The organism is Cupriavidus lacunae, assembly GCF_003353055.1.
GTDB lineage: Bacteria > Pseudomonadota > Gammaproteobacteria > Burkholderiales > Burkholderiaceae > Cupriavidus > Cupriavidus lacunae.
In genome coordinates, this window is the sequence record NZ_QKWJ01000009.1 from 121839 (window position 1) to 144050 (window position 22212).

21 protein-coding genes are annotated in these 22212 nt (G+C 67.0%); 7 read left to right on the plus strand and 14 right to left on the minus strand.

The window, feature by feature from the left end; translation table 11 throughout:
- Positions 1-2 precede the first annotated feature (2 nt).
- On the minus strand, positions 3-665 hold the full coding sequence (locus tag DN412_RS10600) for a malto-oligosyltrehalose synthase (RefSeq protein WP_115014744.1): 663 nt from the start codon (positions 663-665) through the stop codon (positions 3-5).
- Between the two features lie 406 nt (positions 666-1071).
- Here DN412_RS10600 and DN412_RS45840 point away from each other — a divergent pair, with 406 nt between their 5' ends.
- From DN412_RS45840 to DN412_RS10615, 3 genes are read left to right on the plus strand one after another with little or no spacing between them, the layout of a single operon-like run.
- A complete protein-coding gene (locus DN412_RS45840) occupies positions 1072-1233 on the plus strand; it encodes a BON domain-containing protein (protein WP_244222619.1) in 162 nt (53 codons plus the stop codon).
- Positions 1234-1266: 33 nt separating this feature from the next.
- The gene (locus tag DN412_RS10610) at positions 1267-1494 is read left to right on the plus strand and encodes a hypothetical protein (RefSeq protein ID WP_115014747.1); all 228 of its coding nucleotides are present in this window, start codon (positions 1267-1269) and stop codon (positions 1492-1494) included.
- A 30-nt stretch (positions 1495-1524) separates the two neighbouring features.
- A complete protein-coding gene (locus DN412_RS10615) occupies positions 1525-1908 on the plus strand; it encodes a hypothetical protein (protein ID WP_115014749.1) in 384 nt (127 codons plus the stop codon).
- Here DN412_RS10615 and DN412_RS10620 read toward each other — a convergent pair.
- Positions 1905-2753 (minus strand): endonuclease/exonuclease/phosphatase family protein, encoded by an 849-nt coding sequence (locus tag DN412_RS10620; protein WP_115014751.1) that lies wholly within the window; start codon positions 2751-2753, stop codon positions 1905-1907. The genes DN412_RS10615 and DN412_RS10620 overlap by 4 nt on opposite strands.
- Before the next feature lie 169 nt (positions 2754-2922).
- Complete coding sequence (gene uvrA / locus DN412_RS10625) at positions 2923-8784, minus strand: excinuclease ABC subunit UvrA (protein ID WP_115014754.1); 5862 nt, start codon at positions 8782-8784, stop codon at positions 2923-2925.
- Positions 8785-9008: 224 nt separating this feature from the next.
- Here uvrA and DN412_RS10630 point away from each other — a divergent pair, with 224 nt between their 5' ends.
- On the plus strand, positions 9009-9287 hold the full coding sequence (locus DN412_RS10630; protein ID WP_115014756.1) for a type II toxin-antitoxin system RelE/ParE family toxin: 279 nt from the start codon (positions 9009-9011) through the stop codon (positions 9285-9287).
- 11 nt (positions 9288-9298) lie between these two features.
- Entirely contained in the window at positions 9299-9640 is a 342-nt protein-coding gene (locus tag DN412_RS10635) for a HigA family addiction module antitoxin (RefSeq protein ID WP_115014759.1), read from the plus strand.
- A 49-nt stretch (positions 9641-9689) separates the two neighbouring features.
- Here DN412_RS10635 and DN412_RS10640 read toward each other — a convergent pair whose 3' ends face one another.
- The 4 genes from DN412_RS10640 to DN412_RS10655 form a co-directional block, all read right to left on the minus strand.
- On the minus strand, positions 9690-11060 hold the full coding sequence (locus DN412_RS10640) for a serine hydrolase domain-containing protein (RefSeq protein ID WP_115014762.1): 1371 nt from the start codon (positions 11058-11060) through the stop codon (positions 9690-9692).
- 45 nt (positions 11061-11105) lie between these two features.
- Positions 11106-11570 (minus strand): MarR family winged helix-turn-helix transcriptional regulator, encoded by a 465-nt coding sequence (locus tag DN412_RS10645; protein ID WP_115014765.1) that lies wholly within the window; start codon positions 11568-11570, stop codon positions 11106-11108.
- Positions 11571-11687: 117 nt separating this feature from the next.
- Positions 11688-12284: a GTP cyclohydrolase II gene (ribA, locus tag DN412_RS10650; protein WP_115014767.1), complete on the minus strand. Its 597-nt coding sequence runs from the start codon at positions 12282-12284 to the stop codon at positions 11688-11690.
- 179 nt (positions 12285-12463) lie between these two features.
- A complete protein-coding gene (locus DN412_RS10655) occupies positions 12464-12934 on the minus strand; it encodes an Lrp/AsnC family transcriptional regulator (protein ID WP_115014770.1) in 471 nt (156 codons plus the stop codon).
- 151 nt (positions 12935-13085) lie between these two features.
- Between DN412_RS10655 and DN412_RS10660 the strand changes: the two genes are divergently transcribed.
- On the plus strand, positions 13086-13421 hold the full coding sequence (locus DN412_RS10660) for an AsnC family transcriptional regulator (protein WP_115014772.1): 336 nt from the start codon (positions 13086-13088) through the stop codon (positions 13419-13421).
- Between the two features lie 18 nt (positions 13422-13439).
- On the opposite strand, the gene DN412_RS10665 is transcribed toward DN412_RS10660, so the two are convergent.
- Positions 13440-14363 carry a LysR family transcriptional regulator gene (locus DN412_RS10665; protein ID WP_115014775.1) on the minus strand — a complete coding sequence of 308 codons (924 nt, stop codon included), beginning with the start codon at positions 14361-14363 and terminating at the stop codon, positions 13440-13442.
- A gap of 142 nt (positions 14364-14505) precedes the next feature.
- On the opposite strand from DN412_RS10665, the gene metE reads away from it, so the two are divergent.
- Positions 14506-16884, plus strand: a complete 2379-nt coding sequence (metE, locus tag DN412_RS10670; RefSeq protein ID WP_115014777.1) for a 5-methyltetrahydropteroyltriglutamate--homocysteine S-methyltransferase — start codon at positions 14506-14508, stop codon at positions 16882-16884.
- A 121-nt stretch (positions 16885-17005) separates the two neighbouring features.
- On the opposite strand, the gene DN412_RS10675 is transcribed toward metE, so the two are convergent.
- From DN412_RS10675 to DN412_RS10700, 6 genes are all read right to left on the minus strand, one after another.
- Positions 17006-18421 (minus strand): DUF1254 domain-containing protein, encoded by a 1416-nt coding sequence (locus DN412_RS10675; protein WP_115014780.1) that lies wholly within the window; start codon positions 18419-18421, stop codon positions 17006-17008.
- A gap of 231 nt (positions 18422-18652) precedes the next feature.
- A complete protein-coding gene (gene pcaD, locus DN412_RS10680; RefSeq protein WP_115014783.1) occupies positions 18653-19432 on the minus strand; it encodes a 3-oxoadipate enol-lactonase in 780 nt (259 codons plus the stop codon).
- A 49-nt stretch (positions 19433-19481) separates the two neighbouring features.
- Positions 19482-19766, minus strand: a complete 285-nt coding sequence (catC, locus tag DN412_RS10685) for a muconolactone Delta-isomerase (RefSeq protein ID WP_078200360.1) — start codon at positions 19764-19766, stop codon at positions 19482-19484.
- Positions 19767-19818: 52 nt separating this feature from the next.
- Complete coding sequence (locus DN412_RS10690; protein WP_115014787.1) at positions 19819-20115, minus strand: YciI family protein; 297 nt, start codon at positions 20113-20115, stop codon at positions 19819-19821.
- Between the two features lie 38 nt (positions 20116-20153).
- Complete coding sequence (locus tag DN412_RS10695) at positions 20154-21494, minus strand: short-chain fatty acid transporter (protein ID WP_115014789.1); 1341 nt, start codon at positions 21492-21494, stop codon at positions 20154-20156.
- Positions 21495-21691: 197 nt separating this feature from the next.
- Positions 21692-22069, minus strand: coding sequence for a short-chain fatty acid transporter (locus DN412_RS10700; protein WP_115014875.1), 378 nt, complete (start codon positions 22067-22069; stop codon positions 21692-21694).
- Positions 22070-22212 lie beyond the last annotated feature (143 nt).

Here is a 22212-nt window from a genome sequence, read left to right on the forward strand (position 1 = left end):
GCTCAGGAATGCTGCGGCGGCGCCGGCTGCCCCACGGTCGGCGTCAACGGCCCATGCGGATGGAGCGGTACGCCGTGCGGTGCCGCATGTGGCGTCGCATGCGGCCCGAAATGGCCGTGCTGCGGCGGGTGCGCATCGTCAGGCGGCTCGCGCGCTGCCTGGCTTGGCGAGGCACTACGGTCCTGCGTCAGGTAGGGCCGGATCACGACTGCCACGTAATCGTCTTCCTTCGGCGTCACGACGATATACGCCAGCCCAGACATCACCAGGCCGACTTCACCCAGTTCCGTGGCGATACGCGCCACGATAAAGCGCTGCAACAGCAGCGGGTTGACGCTGTCGTCAATCGCAAGCGCGGCCGTGCAGATGGTCAGGAAGCAGCGCTCGACCTCGCGACACACGACCACCACCTCATCGATGACATAGCCAGCGCGGCTGGCCCGGACCAGCACCGAAACGCCCGAGCTGGGCGCCGCACGGTGCCAGCCGGGCTCGACCTTGAAGCTGGGCAGGGTGAGGCCGGAGCCGGTGTCCTGCGCGACGGTATTGAAGCGCTGGGCGAAGTCCGACGGCGTGATCGCAAGCAACTGACGCTCCACCGGCGCCGAAGACACCGAGACGGACGAGGCCAGGACCATGGTGGAGAGAATGCTGGCTAAGTTCATAGCTACCTCGCAACGGATGATCAGCTCCCCCCGGCTGCGCTGTCAGGCCCGGCGGCACGCGGCGCAAGACAGGTGCCGCCGCGGCAATGGGGCCGGCGCTGCGCACTGTGCTCGGCCGGCACATGTCGCACGCCAGTTCTTGCCAGCATTTCCTTCACTATAGACAGGACCGCACACAAGCACAGGAGGCTACGCAAGCGCGACGCCGCGCCATGGGGGCCATCCGTCCGCGCGCTGCGATCGGCTCGCCCCCGCTGGACGTCCAGTTTCTGCAGTGGCGGCAAGAGCACGGCGTTTGCGCCACAGCGTCCGTGTCCCTGACTGCGTCGCATGGGGCACAGGCAGCCAGGCGCATCGAAGGACTGCCCCGACCGGTGCCAGCGCCCTGGCACAGCAGGAACGGAGCTTGCAGAACCCGGCCAGGATCCGCGTATCCACCACCGTCGGCGTGGTCAAGCCGGAAGGCACCGTGCGCGACGAGAAACAGCGTACGATGGCAATGGAACTGGCGCGTTCGGTGCGCAGCGTGAGTACCGTGTCCGATGAACTGCGCGCCGGTACCGACTGACCGGCAGCGCCGTGCAATCTTCATGGAGACGCCATGAGCACCCATCGCCAGCCCGACCACGACACCATCCGCCGCCGCAGCGAGCCGCGCGACCCGCACAAGGGCGGCCCGGACACCGAGCATGAGCGCGGCAAGCCCGGGCGCGACCGGCGCCACGATGTCGAGCACGAGCATGACATCCCGGACGAGAACCGCGAGCCGCCTTCGGTCAGGCACCCCGGCAAGCCCGAGAAAAGCCAGCCGCCAGTGGAGAACGACTGAATCCGACCGACCAACCGGACAGGAGGCACCATGAGCAAGACCGTACGTACCCGCCGCACCGGCGCGCGCCACGGTGACCGCGTCGGCGGCGCAGCGCCTGCGCAGCGCGAAGGCGCGCAGGCCTCGGCCGGGCGCCGTTCGCGCGAGAACACCGCGTCCGGCGCCGCGCGCGCCGACGCCGGCTATATCCCCAGCACGCTCGACCCCGATCTCGAACTGGAAACCGACGATATCGAGGAAGAAATCGAGGAGCGCGAGAATGAGGCCCACACGGCGCAGGACGAGGAGAGCCCTGAGGAAGAGATCGCCGATGAAGTCATGCATGCTGCCGAAGACCTGCCGGCCGAAGTGCCGGCCGACAAGGCCGACCACACCGACCAACGCGAGGAACACCCGCCCCGTGCACCGCGTTAAGCTGCCCTGGGCAAGGCCGCTGCCGGCAACTCGAAACAGGCCAGCAGCGGCAGGTGGTCGGAGGCCACGCGTGCCAGCGGCGAGCGATGGCTCGCCACGGACACCAGGTGCGCGCGCGGCGAGACCCAGATGCGGTCAAGCGCAAACACCGGCAGCCGCGAGGGGAAAGTCGCCGTATGCGGCGTTTGCTCGAAATACGCGTGCAGCCAGCGCAGCGGCCGGCCCCACAGGAACCATTCATTGACGTCGCCCAGCAGGATGGTCGGCAATGGGTGGGCGGTGGCGACGTAGTTGAGCAACTGCTGCACCTGGTGGCGGCGTTCGCCGGGGCGCAGGCCCAGATGGGTGGCGATCACGCGCAGCGGACTCGCGCAGCCCGCGGCAGTGCAGGCCACCGTGGCATCGATGGCCCCGCGCGGCTCGCAACCTTTCACCGTGAGGTCGATCTGGTTCACCGCCTCGGGCGCGAAACGCGTCAGCAGCGCATTGCCGTAGTCGGCATTGCCGCGCACGCGCGTGAAGCCCGACACCACATGCATGCCGGTATGGCCGGCAAGATACTCCAGCGTGTGGTCGTTGCTGCTGCCCGATTCCACTTCCTGCAGCGCGACGATGTCGGCGTCGAGTTCTGCCAGCACGGCCGCGATGCGGTCCGGGCGATAGCGGCGGTCGGTACCGACGGCGCGATGGATGTTGTAGCTCACCACCGTCATGGGGGCCAGGCCGGCGGCGCGCACTGGCCCGCAACGCCGCGCAGCCGATGTATCGGCCATCGCGCCGGTGTCGCCCGGGTCACGCGCCTGGGCAGGATTTACAAGGGGCGGTAAGTCCGGTTGCATTCGCATGGCCGGTCTCGATGATGGGGGCTGGAGCCGCTCCGGCCAGGGCCACGGCAGGTAGAAACCGGCCGGTGCACAGGCTTCATGGCTACCTCCGTTTGGGCGCGATGTGCGCGCCAGTAACCATGGGCAAGCGAAAGGCGTGCCCGTACGCCCCTCGCTGCACCAGATCCTCCTAGGCGATGCCGACTTTGCCGGCCTCGGCGTTGCCCCGCGCCAGCACCGGCACCAGCGCCGCACCGGTGTGGCTGGCCCGGTTGCGCGACAGGGCCTCGGGGTTCGCCGCGCCGACAATGGTGCCGCCGCCCGCGCCGCCCTCGGGGCCGAGGTCGATGATCCAGTCGGCCTCGGCAATCACGTCGAGGTCATGCTCGATCACCACCACGCTGTGCCCGCCGTCCGTAAGCCGGTGCAGCACGCGGATCAGGCGCGCCACGTCGGCCATGTGCAGGCCCACGGTGGGCTCGTCCAGCACGTACAGCGTGTGCGGCGCCTTCTGGCCGCGGCGCGTGATGTCGTCGCGCACCTTGCTCAGCTCGGTGACCAGCTTGATGCGCTGCGCCTCGCCGCCCGACAGCGTTGGCGACGGCTGGCCCAGCGTCAGGTAGCCCAGGCCCACGTCCTTCATCAGCTGCAGCGGATGGGCGATGTTCGACATGGCGGAGAAGAACTCCACCGCCTCGTCGATCTCCATCGTCAGCACGTCGCCGATATTCTTGCCGCGCCAGGTCACCGCCAGGGTCTCGGGGTTGAAGCGCTGGCCGTGGCAGACATCGCACAGCACCTTCACGTCCGGCAGGAAGCTCATGCCGATGGTGCGCACACCCTGCCCTTCGCACGTCGGGCAGCGCCCGTCGCCGGTGTTGAACGAGAAGCGCGATGCGGTGTAGCCGCGCGCGCGCGCTTCCAGCGTATCGGCAAAGAGCCGGCGGATGGTGTCCCACACGCCGATATAGGTCGCCGGGCACGAGCGCGGCGTCTTGCCGATCGGGGTCTGGTCCACTTCGAGCACGCGGTCGATCGATTCCCAGCCGGTGATGGCTTCGCAGCCATGCCAGTTGTGTTCGACGTTGAGCGGCTTCCTTGCAGTCGACCTGGCTGCCTTTGCCTCGTCCTTAGCAGCGTTGCGGGCGCGCCGCGTGGCCGGCGACGACAACACAGAGCGGCCCACCGCATCGAGCAGGTTGGTCATCAGCACATCGCGCGCGAGCGTGGACTTGCCCGAACCGGACACGCCGGTAATGGCCACCAGCCGCGACAGCGGAATGCGCGCCGTCACGTTGCCCAGGTTATGCAGCGACGCGCCGTGCACGGTCAGCCATTCCGGCGGATCGGCCGGCTTGCCGGCAGCGCCGGGCTTCACCGTGCGCCTGGCCTGCAGCGGATGGATGATCGGGTGCGCCAGGAACTGGCCAGTGGTGGAGTCCGGCGCCGCGGACAGTTCGGCGACGCCGCCCTGCGCCACCAGCGTGCCGCCGCGCTTGCCCGCGCCGGGACCGATGTCGATGATATGGTCGGCGCGGCGGATGGTGTCTTCGTCATGCTCCACAACCACCAGCGTGTTGCCCTTGTCGCCCAGCTTGCGCAGCGCGTCCAGCAGGATCTGGTTGTCGCGCGGATGCAGCCCGATGGTAGGCTCGTCCAGCACGTAGCAGACGCCCTGCAGGTTGCTGCCCAGTTGCGCGGCCAGGCGGATGCGCTGGGCCTCGCCGCCAGACAGGCTCGGCGCGGCGCGGTCCAGGCTCAGGTAACCCAGCCCCACTTCCTCCAGGAATTGCAGGCGGCTGCCGATCTCGCTGATGACATCGCGCGCGATCTCGGCATCGCGCCCCGTGAGATGCAAGCCATCGACCCAGCGTCGGGTATCGGACACGGTCCACTGGGCCACGTCGACGATGGCGTTCTCGTCGAAGGTCACCGCGCGCGCGACCAGGTTCAGGCGCGTGCCATGGCAGTCCGGGCACGGCGTATCGACCACGCCCTCGGGTTCCTGCTCTTCCGACGGCAGGCTCTGCTCGCGGCCGCGGTTGTCTTCGACCAGCACGGTATCGTCGAATGCCGCGCGTTGTTCGCGCGTCAGCGCCAGCCCGGTGCCCACGCAGGTGGTGCACCAGCCGTGCTTGCTGTTGTACGAGAACATGCGGGGGTCCAGCTCAGGATAGCTGGTGCCGCACACCGGGCAGGCACGCTTGGTCGAGAACACCTTGACCTCGCCCACCTGGGCGCTGCCGCCGTTGTGCATGGCGTCGTGCAGGCCGTCCAGCGGCGCCAGCAGGTGCATCACGCCCTTGCCGGCCTCAAGCGCCTGCGCCAGCAGCGCGCGCAGCTCGGCCTCGTTGTCGGGCGAGACCACCAGGTCGCCCACCGGCAGCTCGATGGTGTGCTCGCGGAAGCGGTCCAGCCGCGGCCACGGATCGACCGGCAGGAATTCGCCGTCGACGCGCAGGTGCGTATTGCCGCGCGCCTTGGCCCACTTGGCCAGGTCGGTATACACGCCCTTGCGGTTGACCACCAGCGGCGCCAGCAGCCCCACGTGCTGGCCGCGATGGTCGCGCAGCAACTGCGCGGCGATCGATTCGGGGCGCTGCGACGTCACCGGCGCGCCGTCATGCACGCAATGCTGGATACCCAGCTTGACGTACAGCAGGCGCAGGAAGTGCCAGACCTCGGAAGTCGTCGCCACCGTGCTCTTGCGGCCGCCGCGCGACAGGCGCTGCTCGATCGCCACCGTGGGCGGGATGCCATAGACCGCGTCCACCTCGGGCCGGCCGGCCGGCTGCACGATGGAGCGTGCGTAGGCGTTGAGCGATTCCAGGTAGCGGCGCTGGCCTTCGTGGAACAGGATGTCGAAGGCCAGCGTCGACTTGCCCGATCCGGACACGCCTGTGACCACGTTGAACTTGCCGTGCGGGATATCGACGTTGAGCGCCTTCAGGTTGTGCTCATGCGCATTGACGATGCGCACCACGTCCTCGCCCTCTACCTCGCGGCGCGCGCGCCGTGCCTGCAGCGCGGCCTGCAGCGGCACGCCTTCGATCTCCGCGCGCTCGGCGGCCAGCGTGCCGGCCTGGCCCAGCGCCGCGTCATAGTGGATCAGCGCGTGGCCGGTATGCGATTCGGCGCAGCGCTTCACGTCCTCCGGGGTGCCGGTGCAGACCACGCGCCCGCCGGCATCGCCGCCCTCGGGGCCAAGGTCGATCAGCCAGTCCGCGGCGCGGATCACATCCAGGTTGTGCTCGATCACGACCAGCGAATGGCCGCCATCCAGCAGCTTGCCGAAGGCGCGCATCAGCTTGGCGATATCGTCGAAGTGCAAACCCGTGGTCGGCTCGTCGAACATGAACAGCCGGCGCGGAATGGCGCTGGGACGGGTTCTGGACGGCGTCGCCTGCGCGGCTTCGGCAAGGAAGCCGGCCAGCTTCAGGCGCTGCGCCTCGCCGCCCGACAGCGTCGGCACCGGCTGGCCCAGCTTCATGTACTCCAGGCCCACGTCGACAATGGGCTGCAGCACGCGCAGCACCGCGGGGTCGGCGGCAAAGCACGCGGCGGCTTCGCTGACGGTCAGCTCCAGCACGTCGGCAATGCTCAGCAAGCGCGGCGGCTGGCCCGGGGCGGCGCGCTCGATCTTCACCTCGAGCACTTCCGGGCGATAGCGGGTGCCGTCGCAGTCCGGGCAACGCAGGTAGACATCGCTCAGGAACTGCATCTCGACGTGCTCGAAGCCCGAGCCGCCGCAGGTCGGGCAACGCCCGTCGCCGGAGTTGAAGCTGAAGGTGCCTGCGGTATAGCTGCGCTGCAGCGCCAGCGGCGCCTTGGCGAAAATCTTGCGGATCTCGTCGAACGCGCCGACATAGCTGGCCGGGTTGGAGCGCGCGGTCTTGCCGATCGGTGACTGGTCGACAAAGACCACATCGTCGACCAGGTCCGCGCCGGTCAGCTTGCGATATGCGCCCGGCGACTCAGAGGCCTTGCCGAAGTGCCGCGCCATGGCCGGATGCAGCACGTCCTGCAGCAGCGTGGACTTGCCCGAACCCGACACGCCGGTCACGCATACCAGCCGTTGCGTCGGGATCTCGACCGTGACGTCCTGCAGGTTGTGCTCGGTGGCGCCTTCCAGCACGATGCGCGGTAGACTGGCATCCACCGGCCGGCGCTGCCAGTGCGAGGCATCGGCCACGCGGCGGCGCCCGCCCAGGTATTCGCCCGTCAGTGTGCCGGCATTGCGGATATCCGCCGGCGTGCCGTCGAAGACGATATTGCCGCCACGTTCGCCGGGTCCGGGGCCCATGTCGATCAGGCGGTCGGCCGCCAGCATCACGGACGGGTCGTGCTCAACCACCACCAGCGTGTTGCCCGCATCGCGCAGCCGGTGCATGGCCTCGACAATGCGGTTCAGGTCGCGGGGGTGCAGGCCGATGCTGGGCTCGTCCAGCACGAACAGCGTGTTGACCAGCGAGGTGCCCAGCGCCGTGGTCAGGTTGATGCGCTGCACCTCGCCGCCCGACAGCGTGCGGCTCTGGCGGTCCAGCGTCAGGTAGCCCAGACCCACGTCGCACAGGTATTTCAGGCGCGTGCGGACCTCGGCCAGCAGCAGCTTGAGGGCATCGTCCAGCATCGCGCTGGGCAGCGTCAGGTCGTCGAAGAAGCGGCGGATGCGCTCGATCGGCAGCAGCATCAGGTCATGCACGGTCAGGCCGGGCAGCGCCTCCAGTTGCGTGCGGTCCCAGTCCACCCCGCGCGGCAGAAAGCGGCGCTGGGGCGTCAGCACGGCATCGGCATTGTCCTTCGCGCCCAGGCGCCACAGCAGCGACTCGGTCTTCAGGCGCGCGCCCCCGCAGGTTTCGCACGGCGTGTAGCTGCGGTACTTCGACAGCAGCACGCGGATGTGCATCTTGTAGGCCTTCGACTCCAGGTAGTTGAAGAACCGCATCACGCCGTACCAGTGCTTGTTCCACTGGCCGGTCCAGTCCGGCGAGCCGTGGATGACCCAGTGGCGCTCGGGCTCGGTCAGCTCCGCCCACGGGGTGTCGCGCGGGATGCCGGCTTTGGCGGCGTAGCGCATCAGGTCGTCCTGGCATTCCTTCCAGGCCGGCGTCTGCATCGGCTTGATCGCGCCGCCGCGCAGGGTCTTGCGCGCGTCGGGGATCACCAGGCCAAGGTCGACGCCAATCACGCGGCCGAAGCCGCGGCAGGTCTCGCACGCGCCGTAGGCGGAGTTGAACGAGAACAGCGCCGGCTGCGGATCGGCATAGCGCAGGTCGCTGTCCGGGCTGTGCAGGCCGGTGGAGAAGCGCCATACCGGGCCGTCGTCGCCATCGGTCAGCACATAGATATTGACGCGCCCGCCGCCGCGCTTGAGCGAGGCCTCGATGGCCTCGACCACGCGCACCTTCTCGGCGTTGCCGATGCGCAAGCGATCCGCCACCACGTCGAGCATCTTGCGCGCGCCCGTGGGCGACTGCACCACGCGCTGCGCCTGCACACGGGTATAGCCGCTGACGGACAGCCACTGCTGGACTTCCTCGTCGGTCGCCGATTCCGGCAATTCCACCGGGAAGGTCACCACCAGGCGCGCGTCGTGATGCGGCTGGCCCTCGGCGGTGCGCGCCACCAGTTCGGCATAGATGGTTTCCGGCGAGTCATGGCGCACTGGCTGCGCGGTCTGCTTGTCGAACAGTTCCGCCGCGCGTGCATAGAGCAGCTTCAGGTGGTCATTCAGCTCCGTCATCGTGCCGACGGTCGAACGCGAGCTGCGCACCGGGTTGGTCTGGTCGATGGCAATGGCCGGCGGTACCCCGTCCACGCGCTCCACCTGGGGCCGGTCCATCCGGTCCAGGAACTGGCGGGCGTAGGCGCTGAAGGTCTCGACGTAGCGGCGCTGGCCTTCGGCATAGAGCGTGTCGAACACCAGGCTGGACTTGCCCGAGCCGGACGGCCCGGTCACCACGGTCATCTCGCCGGGACGCAGGTCGAGATCGACATTCTTGAGGTTGTGCTGGCGGGCGCCGCGAATGCGGATTAGCTGCTTGCTCGACACGATTTCTCTTTCGAATCAGGACGTTAAGGGAGAGACGGGTCGACGGCCCGACCACTGTACATCCATACAGTCTATCAGGTTGGAAAAGAATTGGTATCGATCGCGCCGCTTGGAATCAGACAAGTGACGGTGCGGCGTGAGAGGTGAGCGGCTTTGATGGATGCTCGCCCAGGCCAGTGCCTGGTTTTCGCTGCATTACTATTTATCGATTACCGGTATACGATATGATCCAGTCATTCAGATGTTCCGACACCTTTGCATTGTTCGCGGGCCGCTGTGTGCCGCGCTTAGCCAATATTCGCGCAGTGGCCTTCCGCAAACTGCTCATGCTCCATGAGGCGACAACGCTCGCAATGTTGCGTTCTCCTCTGGGCAACCGGCTGGAATTGCTGGGCGGCGACCGCAAAGGCCGATACAGCATCCGTATCAACAATCGGTGGCGGATTTGCTTCATCTGGACGCATGACGGCCCGGCGGCCGTCGAGATCATCGACTATCACTGAGGACAACGACCATGGCGTACTTCAAAGACGGCATGCCCCCCATCCACCCGGGCGAGATCCTGCGCGAGGAATACCTGGTGCCGCTGGACATGAGCGCCAACGCCCTGGCGGTGGCCTTGCGCGTGACGGCGGCACGCATCAATGAAATCGTGCGAGAAGAGCGCGGCATTACGCCGGACACGGCGCTGCGGCTGGCGCGCTATTTCGGCGGCGATGCGCGCTCGTGGCTGAACCTGCAGGTGAACTATGACCTGAAGGTCGCTGAGCGCGACCACGGCGAGCGAATCGAGACGGAAATCACGCCGCGCGATCCGGCCGCGGCGCAGGCAGGTCGATCGCCGGCAGCAAAGTAACCGGCGGGCATGGCCCGGGCGGCGCAGCCATGCCGTGCGGGCCATCACCCTATCGCATCAGCGTGTCCGCCAGCGCCCGGAAGGCGCGGAACGTGATCGGGTTGTTGGCCGCGTTGCCGGCCACGGGGTGCGAGGCGTACCGCACGATGGTCAATTCGGCCTTCGGGTCGATGTAGATGCGCTGGCCATGGATGCCGGCAGCCTGGAACATGCCGTGGCTGTCGTGCGCGACCCACCACATGTCGCGATAGCTCCAGCCCGGCAGCACTGGCGCGCTCGCGGACTTGGCAAACTGCTCACGGTCGCCGCCGCGGCGGATATCCGCCACCACCGATGCCGGAATGATCTGCTTGCCGTTGAAGCGCCCATTGCCGCGGATGGTCTCACCAAAACGCGCGAGGTCGCGCAGCGTGGTGTTCAGCCCGCCGCCGCCGGACTCGGTGCCGATGCTGTCCACGGTGAAATATGCATCCTGCTCCGCGCCCATCGGCTGCCAGATCCGCTCCGACAGCAACCTGGCCAGCGGCTGGCCCGAGGCGCGGCGCACGATCCAGGCCAGCACCTCGGCATTGACGGTCTTGTAGGCAAACACGGCATCGTGGCCGCCTTCCTTCTGCAGCGTCTTCAGGAAGTCATAGAAAGTCCCGGGGCCGTTGTAGCCGGCCGGGCGGGCCAGCATGCCGCCGGCGCGCGCATAGTCCCATACCTCTGCCTTGGGATCGGCATAGTCCTCGGAATAGCGCACACCGATGGTCATGTCCATGACCTGCCGTACGGTGGCGTCGCCATAGGCGGTGCCGGCCATCTCGGGCAGGTAGCGCGTCACCGGCGCAGCCGGATCCAGCTTGCCTTCGGCCGCCAGCATCGCGGCCAGCGTGCCGACAAACGACTTCGTCACCGACATGGCGATATGGGGCGTATGGCCATCGAGCGCGCCGAAGTAGCGCTCATAGATGACCTTGCCCTTGTGCATCACCAGGATGCCGTCGGTATAGGTCAGCGCCAGCATCTCGTCAAAGGTGCGGCGCGTGCCGTCGGCATCGGTGAACTGCACCGCGCCGAGATCCCGCTCCGCGCGCGGCAGTACGCTGGCCGGACCGGCGCCGCGCCAGACGGACGCGGTCGGGACCAGTTCACGGATATGCGAGAACAGCCAGCGGTTGCGCGGAAACCTGTCGGCGCCCGGCACATGCGTGATCTGCTTGTCTGGCGGCGGCGGAAACCCCTGCATCCAGCCCAGGCGGTTCGGATCGGTTTCCAGTGCGGCGGCAACCGTCGTCACCGCGGCGGCCGGCGCAGGCGTTGTCCCGGCGGCGCTCGCGGCATTCTGGCTCCAGGCAGGCAGGCTCGCCGCGCACAGCGCCAGGCATGCCGCGCGGCGCCATGGCCGCGCGGATTCCGGATGGGTCTTCAACGACATGCTGTCTCCTTGCTTTGTTTTGATTGAGGGATTGCCGCCCGCGGGCTATGGCCCCTGCTGGTGCGCGATCAAGGCTGCGGTCAGCTTGTCGATGCAGCGGTCCAGCGTCTGCACTTCCGCTTCCGTCAGCACCGAAAGGAACATCTTCTCCAGCACATCGCCGCGCTGGTATGTCTGCGCGACCAGTGCTTCCCCTGGCGGGGTCAGGTAGAGGTTCAGTTGCCTGGCATCGGCCTCGCCCACTTCACGGCGCAGCAGGCCCCGCTTTGCCAGCGCGGTGACCAGCTTGGAAGTCACGGTTTTCTCCAGCAGCACCAGCTCGATCAGCCGCGTCAGCGTCAGCCCGGGTTCCAGTCCGGCAAAGCGCAGCACGCGCAACTCCCGCAAGCCGATGCCGAACTCACGCTCGTAGATGCCGGAGCTGGAGTTCTTGGTCATTTCGCACAGCCGGTTCAGGCGGAACGACATGAATTCGAGGATCGAGTTGGTGGGGTTGGCAGCGTTGGACATGGACGGAGGTCGGACGGCGGTTAGATTCTATGAGCAATAGTTTCCGTCAGCAACTAATTGGCCATGAAAAAACCCGCTCCGGATTTCGGCAGCGGGCCTGTGCAGCATGCGCAGCGATCAGTCCAGCAGGTGCCCCATGCGCGTGCGCTTGGTAGCCAGGTACTTCTCGTTCTCGGCGTTGGACGGCACGATATGGCGCAGTTGCTCGGAGACGGTAATGCCAGCCTTTTCCAGTGCGGCAGCCTTGAGCGGATTGTTGCTCATCAGGCGCACCGACTTGACGCCCCACTGGTGCAGCAGGTCAGCGGCAAACGCATAGTTGCGCGCGTCGATGGCCTGGCCCAGGGCCAGGTTGGCGTCGACGGTGTCGAGCCCGCCGTCTTGCAGGCGGTAGGCGCGGATCTTCTCGGCCAGGCCGATGCCGCGGCCTTCATGCCCGCGCAGGTACAGCAAGATGCCGCGGCCTTCGGCGGCGATCTTTTCCATGGCGAGTTCGAGCTGCGGGCCGCAATCGCACCGGCAGGAACCGAAGACATCGCCGGTCAGGCATTCGGAGTGCATGCGGATCAGGACGTTGTCGCCCGACACATCGCCCACGCTGAGGGCCAGGTGTTCGATGCCTGAATCGGCGCCCTTGAAGGCGTGCGCCGTGAAGTCGCCAAACCGGGTCGGCAGGCGCGCCGAATCGATCAGCTCAATTTCTGTGTCATTCATACCGGAATTCTTGGTCAAAAAGCGGGGGCGCTGCCCGCCACCGCCGCCATTATGAGCGGAATCGGCAGTTCGCGCTTGGATTGCCCGCCCGGGCGGGTGAGCGCACCTGGCATCCAAAGCGCACGCGCATCACCCTGCGTGCTGCGCAATGCCCCGCGGAAGTGCTCAGGGTCCCTGAATCAGGGCTCGACCGACGTCTCGCGCTTGAGCGTGCGCAGCACAAAGGTCGAGCGGCTGTGGCGCAGGCCTGGCAGCTTGTAGAGCTTGTGCCGCAGGAATTCCTCATAGCCCAGGGTCCCCGCCACGGCGACCTTGATCAGGTAGTCATACTCGCCTGTCAGCAAGTGAGCCTCCATCACCTCAGGCAATTCCGCCAGGGCCTTGCCAAAGCGGTAGAGCATGTCGTCGTCATGCCGCTCCAGCGTGACCTCGATCAGCACCGTATCGGGCAAGCCCAGCGCCTTCTGGTTCAGCAGCGCGGCGTAGCCTTCGATCACCCCGCTTTCTTCCAGCGCGCGCACGCGGTTCCAGCACGGCGTGGCCGACAGGCCGACCTGTTCGGCCAGCCGCGCATTGGACAGGCGCCCATCGCGCCGCAGCTCGCGCAGGATGCGGCGGTCGGTGTCGTCGAGTTTGGGCGACTGCGCCATCAAACAGCCTCGTTAAAGAATAATCATCTTCCTATTTTGCCATAGATGGATGATTACTCTCTATTTTAGGTGCTATCGGAGAAATTTAAGAAGCCAATTTTGCAACCCGGCTGGTAAATTAACCTCATCGAACGACTGCCGGAAACGACACATGCCAGCCACCGCCCTCCCCACCCTGCGCCTCTCGCTGCGACTTGAAACCGCCGACCTGTTCGGCGCCATGGAATGGGTGCTGGCCAATGCGCGCCGCACCGGCCTGGCGCCGGCGCAACTCAGCTTCGACGCCGCGCAGCAGGCCGTGCTGCACGCCACCCTGACGGCGGAGGATGCCGGCCTGCTGTGGCTGTTCTTGCGCCGCCTCGACAATGGTTTCGACGTGGAGCTGCTGTTCGCCGACGTAGACGACCCGGACAGCGATATCGTGGCCGACCCGGCCCCGCGCGCCGCCACGCGCCGCACCCGCAGCGAGCTTGCGCTGACCGCCTGATACTGCGCCTTTGCCCGGCTACGCCGCCTGCGGCAGCAGCTCGATCCCGTCGAGCTGCGCCGCGCACGTATCGCGCACGATCGAGACAAAATCCGCCACATAGGGCCGGCGCGCCATCGCCGTCGGCACGGTCGCGAAAAGCTCGCTCCACAGCCCCCTGGCGCCGATGCGCTTGGCCAGCACGTAGTCGTGGTCGACGTAGTTCTTTACGCCCCAGTTGGGTAGTGCCGCCACACCCCGGCGGCTGGCCACCAGTTGCAGCACCGCCACCGTCAGCTCGGCCGTGCGCCGCTCCAGGTGGATGCCGGCGGGCACCAGCACCTCGCGGATCAGGTCGATGCGCTGCTCCGGCACCGGATAAGTGATCAGCGTTTCGCCGGCCAGGTCGGCGGCCTCGATGCGGCGCTTGTTGCGCAGCCGGTGTTCATTGGCGATCACCGCCAGGATCTCGAAACGGAACAGCGGCGCCACCTCCAGCCCGCGCCGCGCCGCCGGCTGCGAGCCGATCACCATATCGGCGCGACCGTCGCTGAGCAGCGCGATCGGGTCGGCGTGGAAGCCCGCCACCAGGTCCACTTCCACTTCCGGCCAGCGGCGGCGGAATTCGTCCATCACCGGCATCAGCCAGTCAAAGCAGGTATGGCATTCCAGCACCACGCGCAACTCGCCGCGGGTGTCGCCCTTGAGCCGCTCGATATCGCGGTCGGCCGCACTGACCGCGGCCAGCACCTCGCGCGCCAGCGCGAGCAATCGGTCGCCCGCCGGCGTGAAACGCAGGCCCTGGCGCGTGCGGTCGAACAGCGGCAGCCCATAGTGCGATTCGATCGCCTTGATCTGGTGCGACAGCGCTGACTGGCTGACATGCACGCGCTCCGCTGCTGTGGCCAGCTTGCCGGACTCGGCAATGGCCACCAGCGAGCGCAAATGGCGGACTTCGATCATGCCCTGCCCCCGACGGGCCGCCCGCCCACATGGACGCCAATACTAATATGAAACTGATTCATATGTTGTTTAAAACTTGTCGCTTGATTCATTTTACGGGCAAACCGACACTGTGCGCCAGACATCTTCCGGAGCAACATCCATGGCACGCACCCATATCCTCGGCTTTCCCCGCATCGGCGAACGCCGTGAACTGAAATTTGCGCAAGAAGCCTTCTGGCGCGGCGAACGCACCGAAGCCGAGCTGCGCGAAGTGGCCGCGCAACTGCGCCGCCGCCACTGGCAACAGCAGGCCGAGCGCGGCCTGGACACGGTCGCCACCGGCGACTTTGCCTACTACGACCAGATGCTGAGCCTGACCGCGCTGCTGGGCGCGCTGCCGCGCCGTTTTGGCTTCGACGCGGCGCAGCTCACGCTGACGCAGTACTTCGAACTGGCGCGTGGCAACCGCGAGCAGCCGGCGATGGAAATGACCAAGTGGTTCGACACCAATTACCACTACCTGGTCCCGGAACTGGATGCCGATACCACCTTCGACGGCGGCCCGGCATGGTTCTTCGAGGAAACCGACGAGGCGCTGGCGCTCGGCCTGCGCGCCCGCCCGGCGCTGATCGGACCGGTCACCTACCTGTGGCTGTCCAAGAGCCATGTGCCCGGCTTTGACCGCCTGGCGTTGCTGCCGCAACTGCTGCAGGCCTATCGCCGCATCCTGGGCCAGCTCAAGGCACGCGGCATCGAGTGGGTGCAGATCGACGAACCGGCGCTGTGCCTCGACCTGGAGCCGGCGTGGCTCGACGCTTTCGACACCGCCTACGCCACGCTGCGCGATGCGGGTCCGAAGCTGCTGCTGGCCACCTACTTCGATACCGCCGCCGACCATGCGCAGCGCGCCTCCGCCCTGCCGGTGGATGGCTTCCATATCGACCTGGTGCGCGCACCGGAACAACTGTCCGCATGGCAGGCCGTGCTGCCCGCGCACGCCGTGCTGTCGCTGGGCGTGATCGATGGCCGCAATATCTGGCGCACCGACCTGCGCCGCGTGCTGGACACGCTGCGCCCGGTGCATGCCGCGCTGGGCGAGCGCCTGTGGCTGGCACCGTCGTGCTCGCTGCTGCATGTACCGGTGTCGCTCGCGCATGAAGTGCGGCTCGACGCCGAGCTCAAGTCGTGGCTGGCCTTCGCCACGGAAAAGCTCGACGAGTTGTCCGTGCTGGCCCGCGCGCTGAACCAGGGCGACGGCGCCGTCGCCGACGCGCTGGCCGCATCGGATGCCGCGCAGGCCTCGCGCCGCAGCTCGCGCCGCGTGGTCAACCCGCGCGTGCAGCAGCGCCTGGCCGGCGTGAGCGGCGAGATGGCCAATCGCGCCAGCCCCTTCGCCGAGCGCATCGAACGCCAGCGCCAGGCGCTGCAGCTGCCGCTCTTGCCGACCACCACGATCGGCTCGTTCCCGCAGACCGCCGCCATCCGCCAGACCCGCGCCGCCTTCAAGCGCGGCGAGATCGGCGCGCTCGAATACCTGGAGCGCATCCGGGCCGAGATCGCCGTGGCCGTGCGCAAGCAGGAAGAACTGGGGCTGGACGTGCTGGTGCACGGCGAGGCCGAGCGCAACGACATGGTCGAGTACTTCGGCGAGCAGCTGTGCGGCTACGGCTTTACCGAGAACGGCTGGGTGCAGAGCTATGGCTCGCGCTGCGTCAAGCCGCCGGTGATCTACGGCGACGTGTACCGCCCGGAACCGATGACGGTCGATACCGCGCGCTATGCGCAATCGCTGACCGAGCGCCCGATGAAGGGCATGCTGACCGGCCCGATCACCATGCTGCAATGGTCCTTCGTGCGTGACGACCAGCCGCGCGCCACCACCGCGCGCCAGCTGGCACTGGCCATTCGCGACGAGGTGTGCGACCTCGAGCAGGCCGGCATCCGCGTGATCCAGATCGACGAACCGGCGCTGCGCGAAGGCCTGCCGCTGCGCCGCGCCGACTGGGACGCGTACCTGGACTGGGCCGTCACCGCCTTCCGCCTGTCGGCCAGCGGCGTGCAGGACCAGACCCAGATCCACACGCATATGTGCTATGCCGAGTTCAACGACATCCTGCCCGCCATCGCGGCGATGGACGCGGACGTGATCACCATCGAGACCTCGCGCTCGGCGATGGAGTTGCTGGAGGGCTTCGGCGATTTCGACTATCCGAACGAGATCGGGCCGGGCGTGTACGACATCCACTCGCCGCGCGTGCCGTCGGTGCAGGCCATGGAACGGCTGCTGGACCGCGCCTGCGAGGTGGTGCCGCCGCAGCGGCTGTGGGTCAACCCGGACTGCGGCCTGAAGACGCGCGGCTGGGAAGAAACCGAAGCGGCGCTGGCCAATATGGTCAGCGCGGCCCGTGCGCTGCGCCGGCGCCTGTCCGCGCCGGAGGTGGCGGCCTGGAAGCGCGTCACCAGGGCGGCAGCGGCCGGCACCCCGGCGGTGCCGCACGCTGCCGGGGCCTGCACCGCCTGCGCCACGCACGCGCACTGAGCTCGCACTGAGCCCACGCGGCGCTGTGTCGCATAGTGGCGCCGCCACCACGCCGGCCAGGAAAAGACAAAGGCCGCATGCCCTCGCAGGCATGCGGCCTTTCTTTTTGATGGCGTCGCAGTCAGTTCACGCGCATCACCGCCGGCGGCATCCAGGTGCCGTCCAGCAGCGCCTGCTCCGGCCAGTACGCGCGCAGCATCATGTTCAGGCCATCGGGCGGCGCCGGCAGCCAGTTCGCTGCCTTGGCGCCGGCCGGGCGCTCGTGCTGGATATAGATGTCGAGCGAGCCGTCGCGGTTGAAGCGCAGCCGGTCGCGGCTGCCGATGGCATAGCGCTGGATCGGGTTCGGGATAAAGGCCTGGCGGTCGTTGTACAGCGTCAGCGACCAGAACGCGCGTGCCGGCGGCAACTGGTTCTTGTCGAAATGCAGCACATAACGCGCCCCGCCCTGCAGCGGCTTGCCGTTGGCATCGGTACGGGCGGAGGCATAGATGGCATCCTCGGGCAGGTTGGCGCCGAGCCCCACCCACGCGGTCACCGCCCGGCGGCCATAGCTGGTGCCGTAGGTGCCCAGGTCGCGATGCATGACCCAGCCGTTGCCCGCGTCGGCGTTGCCCTTGCGCGCGCCCTGCACGATCGCCGCCAGCGCGGCAGTGGCGCCTTCCTGCACGGCACGCGCGGTGGAGGGCTCCATCACCGTGGTCTTGAACGGCACGCCGGGCTTGATGCCCATGCGGCGAATCTTTTCGACCACGGCACTGTCCGCGGGCGCCGGCGGGTTGGCCGGCAGCAGCGCGGCAAAGCGCGTGAAGAACGCCTGGGCGTCCATGGCGGCCACCTGCTCCACGGGCGAGCTTTCGGTATCGACGGCAGCGGGCCACGGCGCGGCCTTGTCCGGCACGCGCCGGCCGCCGCCCCAGGCCGACAGAGGCGTCAGGCGGTACTGGTCCTGCAGCCGGTGCACGGCCGCGAAGTCCTGCTTGCCATTGGCCTGGGTGCGGCCGATCAGCCAGACCATCGACGTGGGCGAGCGGATCTCCTGCACGCCCCTGGGCAGCGTGCCGCGCCAGTCAGGCCCGGTGATGGCGAAGTTGCCGCGGCGGGTGCCGGTGGTGCGCTTGCCGGGCGACGCGAACACATTGGTCCACGCATCCATCAGCGGCATCAGGTAGTAGCGCCCGCGCGTGTCGGGCACCGACAGGATGACGGGCTCCCTGGACAGGTCGAGCCATGCCGACGAGTACAGCGTATCGGCATTGGGGCTGACCACGTCGGTAAAGCTGGCGTCCGGGAAGGTGCGCTTGTGGCTGAAGGTATTGGCTGGCGTACGCAGCGTCATCAGCTCGCGCGTGACGTCCATCAGCACCATCGGATAGGCGAAGGTGAAGACTTCAGCGGACAAGGCCTTCATGGCCTGGTCGGAGGGCGGCTGCTCGGCGACTGCCGGGTCAGTCCCGTGATCCGGCGCGACCGCGCAGCCGGACAGCATGACGGCGAGCGTGACCGCGCTCGCCAGTTGACGAAAGGTAGGCTTCATGACCCCGATTTCCCTATGTTCTTGCGTCTTCTTCGGGCATTGCGGCTATGACTGCCGGCATGTCGTCCCGAAGGCGCATCTGTTCCGTCCGCATCTTGTCCGCACACTATCGACCTGTCAATTCCTCCGAAGTCGGAAAGAGAGGTCGGGCGCACCAAGCACAAGTCAAGACGGCAAAGGGTGCATGATAAGCCACGTTGCCAGGGCCGTGAAAGGCCCTTCCGGCAGGCTTCAGCGGGTCAGGAAGTCCAGCACCACCTTGCTGAAGGCCTCGGCCTGCTCCAGATTGGAGATATGCGCGGCCTCCAGTTCGACAAAGTGGGCGCCGGGAATGGTCTGCGCCAGGTACACGCCGTCGCGCGGCGGCGTGGGCAGGTCGCCCGAGCCAGCGATGACCAGTGTCGGCGCGGTGATCCTGCCGATGTCCTGGCGCAGGTCGGCATCGCGCACGGCCAGGCAGTTGGCAGCATAGCCCGCGGACGGGGTGGCGCCGAGCATCGCGCGCAGCGACGCCACCAGTTCCGGATGCGCGGCGGCGTACGGCGGGGTGATCCACTTGTCGACCACCGCGGCCGCGATCGAGGCCACGCCGTCGCGCTCGACCGCCGCGGCGCGGTTGGTCCAGTTCTCGGGCGGTCCGATATACGCGGCGGTATTGCACAGCACCAGCTTGTTCATGCGCGGGGCGTGGTTCAGTGCCAGCCACATGCCGGTGATGCCGCCCATCGACAGGCCGCAGAAGCTGGCCTGTTCTATTCCCAGGTGATCGAGCAGCGCAATCACATCGCCGCCCAGCTGCGCAATGCTGTACGGGCCCGACGGCACCGACGACTCGCCATGGCCGCGCGTGTCATAGCGCAGCACGCGGAAATGCTGGCTGAAGGCGGCCACCTGCGGCTCCCACATGCCGAAGTTGGTGCCCAGGGAATTGGACAGCACCAGCACCGGCAGGTGCTCGGCGCCATCGAGGCGGTAATGCAGACGGACGTCGGGAAGATCAGCGTATGGCATGGCGGTCAGGTCGGGATCAGGGGATGGGGTCGTGGGGGCGCTGTCCTGCTCAGTTCTGCGCGATGGCGGAACCGTGCTGCGCCAGCGGCGTGACCTTGATTTCCATATACGGATACAGCGGCAGCGCGGTCAGCAGCGTGTGCAGTTCATCGTTGTCGCTGACGTCGAAGATGCTCACATTGGCGTACTGCCCCACCACGCGCCACAGGTGGCGCCATTTGCCTTCGCGCTGCAGGCGCTGCGACATGGCCTTCTCATCGGCCTTGAGCTGCTCGACAAACTGCGGGTCCAGCGATGCGGGAATCTTGACGGTCATTTCGGCCATGAACAACATGGGGTCTCCTCTCTGGGGGTACGGGGGAATGGAGGCAGCGCGGGCTGCCTCGTCAAAGACGGCGCACGCCGTCGAGATAGGCCTTGCGCCAGCGCACGATGCGCACCTCGGCAAACAGGCCCGCGGCGGTGAACGGATCGGCGTCGATGAATCGCTGTGCGGCATCGCGGCTGTCGACATCGACGATATAGATGCCGCCGCCGGCGTCGGAGCCATCGTCGTTGAGCTTGGCGCCGCAGGCCAGCAGCAGCGCCTTGTTGGCTTCCAGGTAGTCCAGGTGGCTGGCGCGGGTAGCCTGGCGCACGTGCTGGTGGTTGGGCTTGTCGATGGTTTCGATCAGGTACGGCATGGCAGTCCTCCGGTCAGCCATCGGGCTGAGTGTCAATGTCAGGCAATCTGCGCGCCCCACAGCAGCAGCGCGGCAACGTAGATCAGGCCCACCCAGAACATCATGATCACGGTGTAGCCCATCACGTCCTTCAGGTTCAGCTTCGACAGCGCCAGCGCCGGCAGGATCCAGAACGGCTGCACCAGGTCGTTCCAGGCATTGCCGAGCATCACCGACATCGAGGTCTGGCTGATCGAGCTGTTGATGGCCTTGGCCGCATCGATCATGAACGGGCCCTGGATCACCCAGTGGCCGCCGCCGGACGGCGCGAAGAAGTTGATCACGAAGGAGCTGACCAGGCCCCAGAACGGCAGCGTCTGCGGCGTGGCGATATCGACGAACACACGCGAGATGGTATCCACCAGCCCCGAGCCGGCCATGATCGCCATGATGCCTGCATAGAACGGATACTGCAGGATGATGCCGGAAATGGTCTTGATGCCCTCGTTGAGCTTGGCCACGTAGTTGACCGGCGTACCCAGCAGCAGAATGCCCCCGAACAGGATCAGGAAGTTGATCAGGTTCAGGTCCAGCGAGCCGCCCTGGGTGAAGTAGATCACCGCGTAGGCCATGCCGCACAGGCCGATCGCCAGGCTCAGGAGGCGGCTGTGGTTCAGGCGCGCGGCCAGGGTGTTCTCGCCGCCCATGCTGTGGGCCGAGCCGGCCTCGGTCTTGACCGGTTCCTGGTCCTGGCGGATCTCGACCACTTCCGCCGGATTGCGCGGGTGCAGCCAGGCGTTGAGCAGCGGCAGCGTGACGATGACCGCCAGGCTGGTCAGCAGCATCGGCGTGGAGAAGATGGTTTCCGACAGCGGGATCACGCCCATCAGCTTTTCCATCGGGTGGCCCGGAGTCGAGATCAGCACCGGGATGCTGGCCGACAAGCCCAGCCCGTACATGGTGAAGCCGCTGTACGCCGCGGCAATGATCAGCGGATAGTGCACACCCCGGACCTTCAGCGCCAGCTTCCTGGCGATAATGCCGCCGATCACCAGCCCGAAACCCCAGTTCAGGTAGCTGCCGATGCCACCCACCAGCGTGGCGACGATCACCGCCGTGCGCGGCGTATGCACCAGGCCGACGATGCGGTCGAGCATGCGGTCCGTAAACGGCGCCGTGGCCAGCACATAGCCCATCGCCAGGATCACCGCCATCTGCGTGGTGAAGGCCAGCAGGTTCCAGAACCCCTTGCCCCAGCTGGCAATCACCGCCGGGACAGCCTGCCCCTGCACCAGCACGGCCAGCGCCATCGTCAGCAGCGTCAGGCCAATGGCAAATACAAAGGGATCCGGCAAATACCGGCGCATGAGTTCGGTGAAGAACCCGGCGATCTTGTTCATAGCTTCCTTGTCTCCAGTGTCAGCCAAAGTTACGCGATTAGAACTACAGTTCTATATGCGAACTTCGCGAATACGCGTGGGTATGCTAATGGCCGTTCAACCGGTAGGTCAAGGAAATGGAAAGGCGCGATTACCGCTGTTTATCGCAATAATTATGGGATACGTCGCCGTGTATTTTCGACGAAAGGCACGCCTGCTCAATACCGCATCTGGACATCGTCGACCTTGCCGGTGCGCGCGTTGTACAGGCAGGCGTAGTGGAAGCCGATCGACGAAGAACTATCATCCGGCTCGAACAAGCCTTCGCCATTGACCTGGGTCTGTGCATTGGGGCGCTGGTAGTACTGCTCGCGGTCGGCCATCAGCATGACGCTGCCGGGCTGCGGATAGCGGCGCTTGAGAGCATCGGCCACGGCGGGTTCGCAGGCGGCGGAAGCGGCCCTGGACATGGCATGGGGATCGACAGTGATGCGGGTGGTGGCCGGGGGCACCGGGCGCGGTGCCAGCTGTGGCGGCGTCTCACAGGCGGCCAGCAGGCAGGCCAGAGGCAGGCACAGGTAAGAAGCTCGGATCACGCGGACCTCCTCCATAGGAACGCCGGCAATGGCGCGCCAAAAAGTGAAGCAGAGCTATCAGGTTACTGCCTCTGGCCGGAAAAGCCAAAGCCGCCGCGCCACCACCACCGGACCCCGCCCCCCCGGCATGCCCCGGAATAGCG

What these genes read in the sequence shown, in the direction of transcription:
- ribA (WP_115014767.1), bottom strand. Translation starts at nt 12,284, where the DNA reads ATGAATGACACAGAAATTGAGCTGATCGATTCGGCGCGCCTGCCGACC.
- pcaD (WP_115014783.1), bottom strand. Translation starts at nt 19,432, where the DNA reads ATGCCATACGCTGATCTTCCCGACGTCCGTCTGCATTACCGCCTCGAT.
- DN412_RS10620 (WP_115014751.1), bottom strand. Translation starts at nt 2,753, where the DNA reads ATGCGAATGCAACCGGACTTACCGCCCCTTGTAAATCCTGCCCAGGCG.
- metE (WP_115014777.1), top strand. Translation starts at nt 14,506, where the DNA reads ATGGCACGCACCCATATCCTCGGCTTTCCCCGCATCGGCGAACGCCGT.
- DN412_RS10600 (WP_115014744.1), bottom strand. Translation starts at nt 665, where the DNA reads ATGAACTTAGCCAGCATTCTCTCCACCATGGTCCTGGCCTCGTCCGTC.
- DN412_RS10635 (WP_115014759.1), top strand. Translation starts at nt 9,299, where the DNA reads ATGGCGTACTTCAAAGACGGCATGCCCCCCATCCACCCGGGCGAGATC.
- DN412_RS10665 (WP_115014775.1), bottom strand. Translation starts at nt 14,363, where the DNA reads ATGATCGAAGTCCGCCATTTGCGCTCGCTGGTGGCCATTGCCGAGTCC.
- DN412_RS10675 (WP_115014780.1), bottom strand. Translation starts at nt 18,421, where the DNA reads ATGAAGCCTACCTTTCGTCAACTGGCGAGCGCGGTCACGCTCGCCGTC.
- DN412_RS10660 (WP_115014772.1), top strand. Translation starts at nt 13,086, where the DNA reads ATGCCAGCCACCGCCCTCCCCACCCTGCGCCTCTCGCTGCGACTTGAA.
- DN412_RS10640 (WP_115014762.1), bottom strand. Translation starts at nt 11,060, where the DNA reads ATGTCGTTGAAGACCCATCCGGAATCCGCGCGGCCATGGCGCCGCGCG.
- DN412_RS10630 (WP_115014756.1), top strand. Translation starts at nt 9,009, where the DNA reads ATGATCCAGTCATTCAGATGTTCCGACACCTTTGCATTGTTCGCGGGC.
- catC (WP_078200360.1), bottom strand. Translation starts at nt 19,766, where the DNA reads ATGTTGTTCATGGCCGAAATGACCGTCAAGATTCCCGCATCGCTGGAC.
- DN412_RS10695 (WP_115014789.1), bottom strand. Translation starts at nt 21,494, where the DNA reads ATGAACAAGATCGCCGGGTTCTTCACCGAACTCATGCGCCGGTATTTG.
- DN412_RS10615 (WP_115014749.1), top strand. Translation starts at nt 1,525, where the DNA reads ATGAGCAAGACCGTACGTACCCGCCGCACCGGCGCGCGCCACGGTGAC.
- DN412_RS10610 (WP_115014747.1), top strand. Translation starts at nt 1,267, where the DNA reads ATGAGCACCCATCGCCAGCCCGACCACGACACCATCCGCCGCCGCAGC.
- DN412_RS10690 (WP_115014787.1), bottom strand. Translation starts at nt 20,115, where the DNA reads ATGCCGTACCTGATCGAAACCATCGACAAGCCCAACCACCAGCACGTG.
- DN412_RS10655 (WP_115014770.1), bottom strand. Translation starts at nt 12,934, where the DNA reads ATGGCGCAGTCGCCCAAACTCGACGACACCGACCGCCGCATCCTGCGC.
- DN412_RS10645 (WP_115014765.1), bottom strand. Translation starts at nt 11,570, where the DNA reads ATGTCCAACGCTGCCAACCCCACCAACTCGATCCTCGAATTCATGTCG.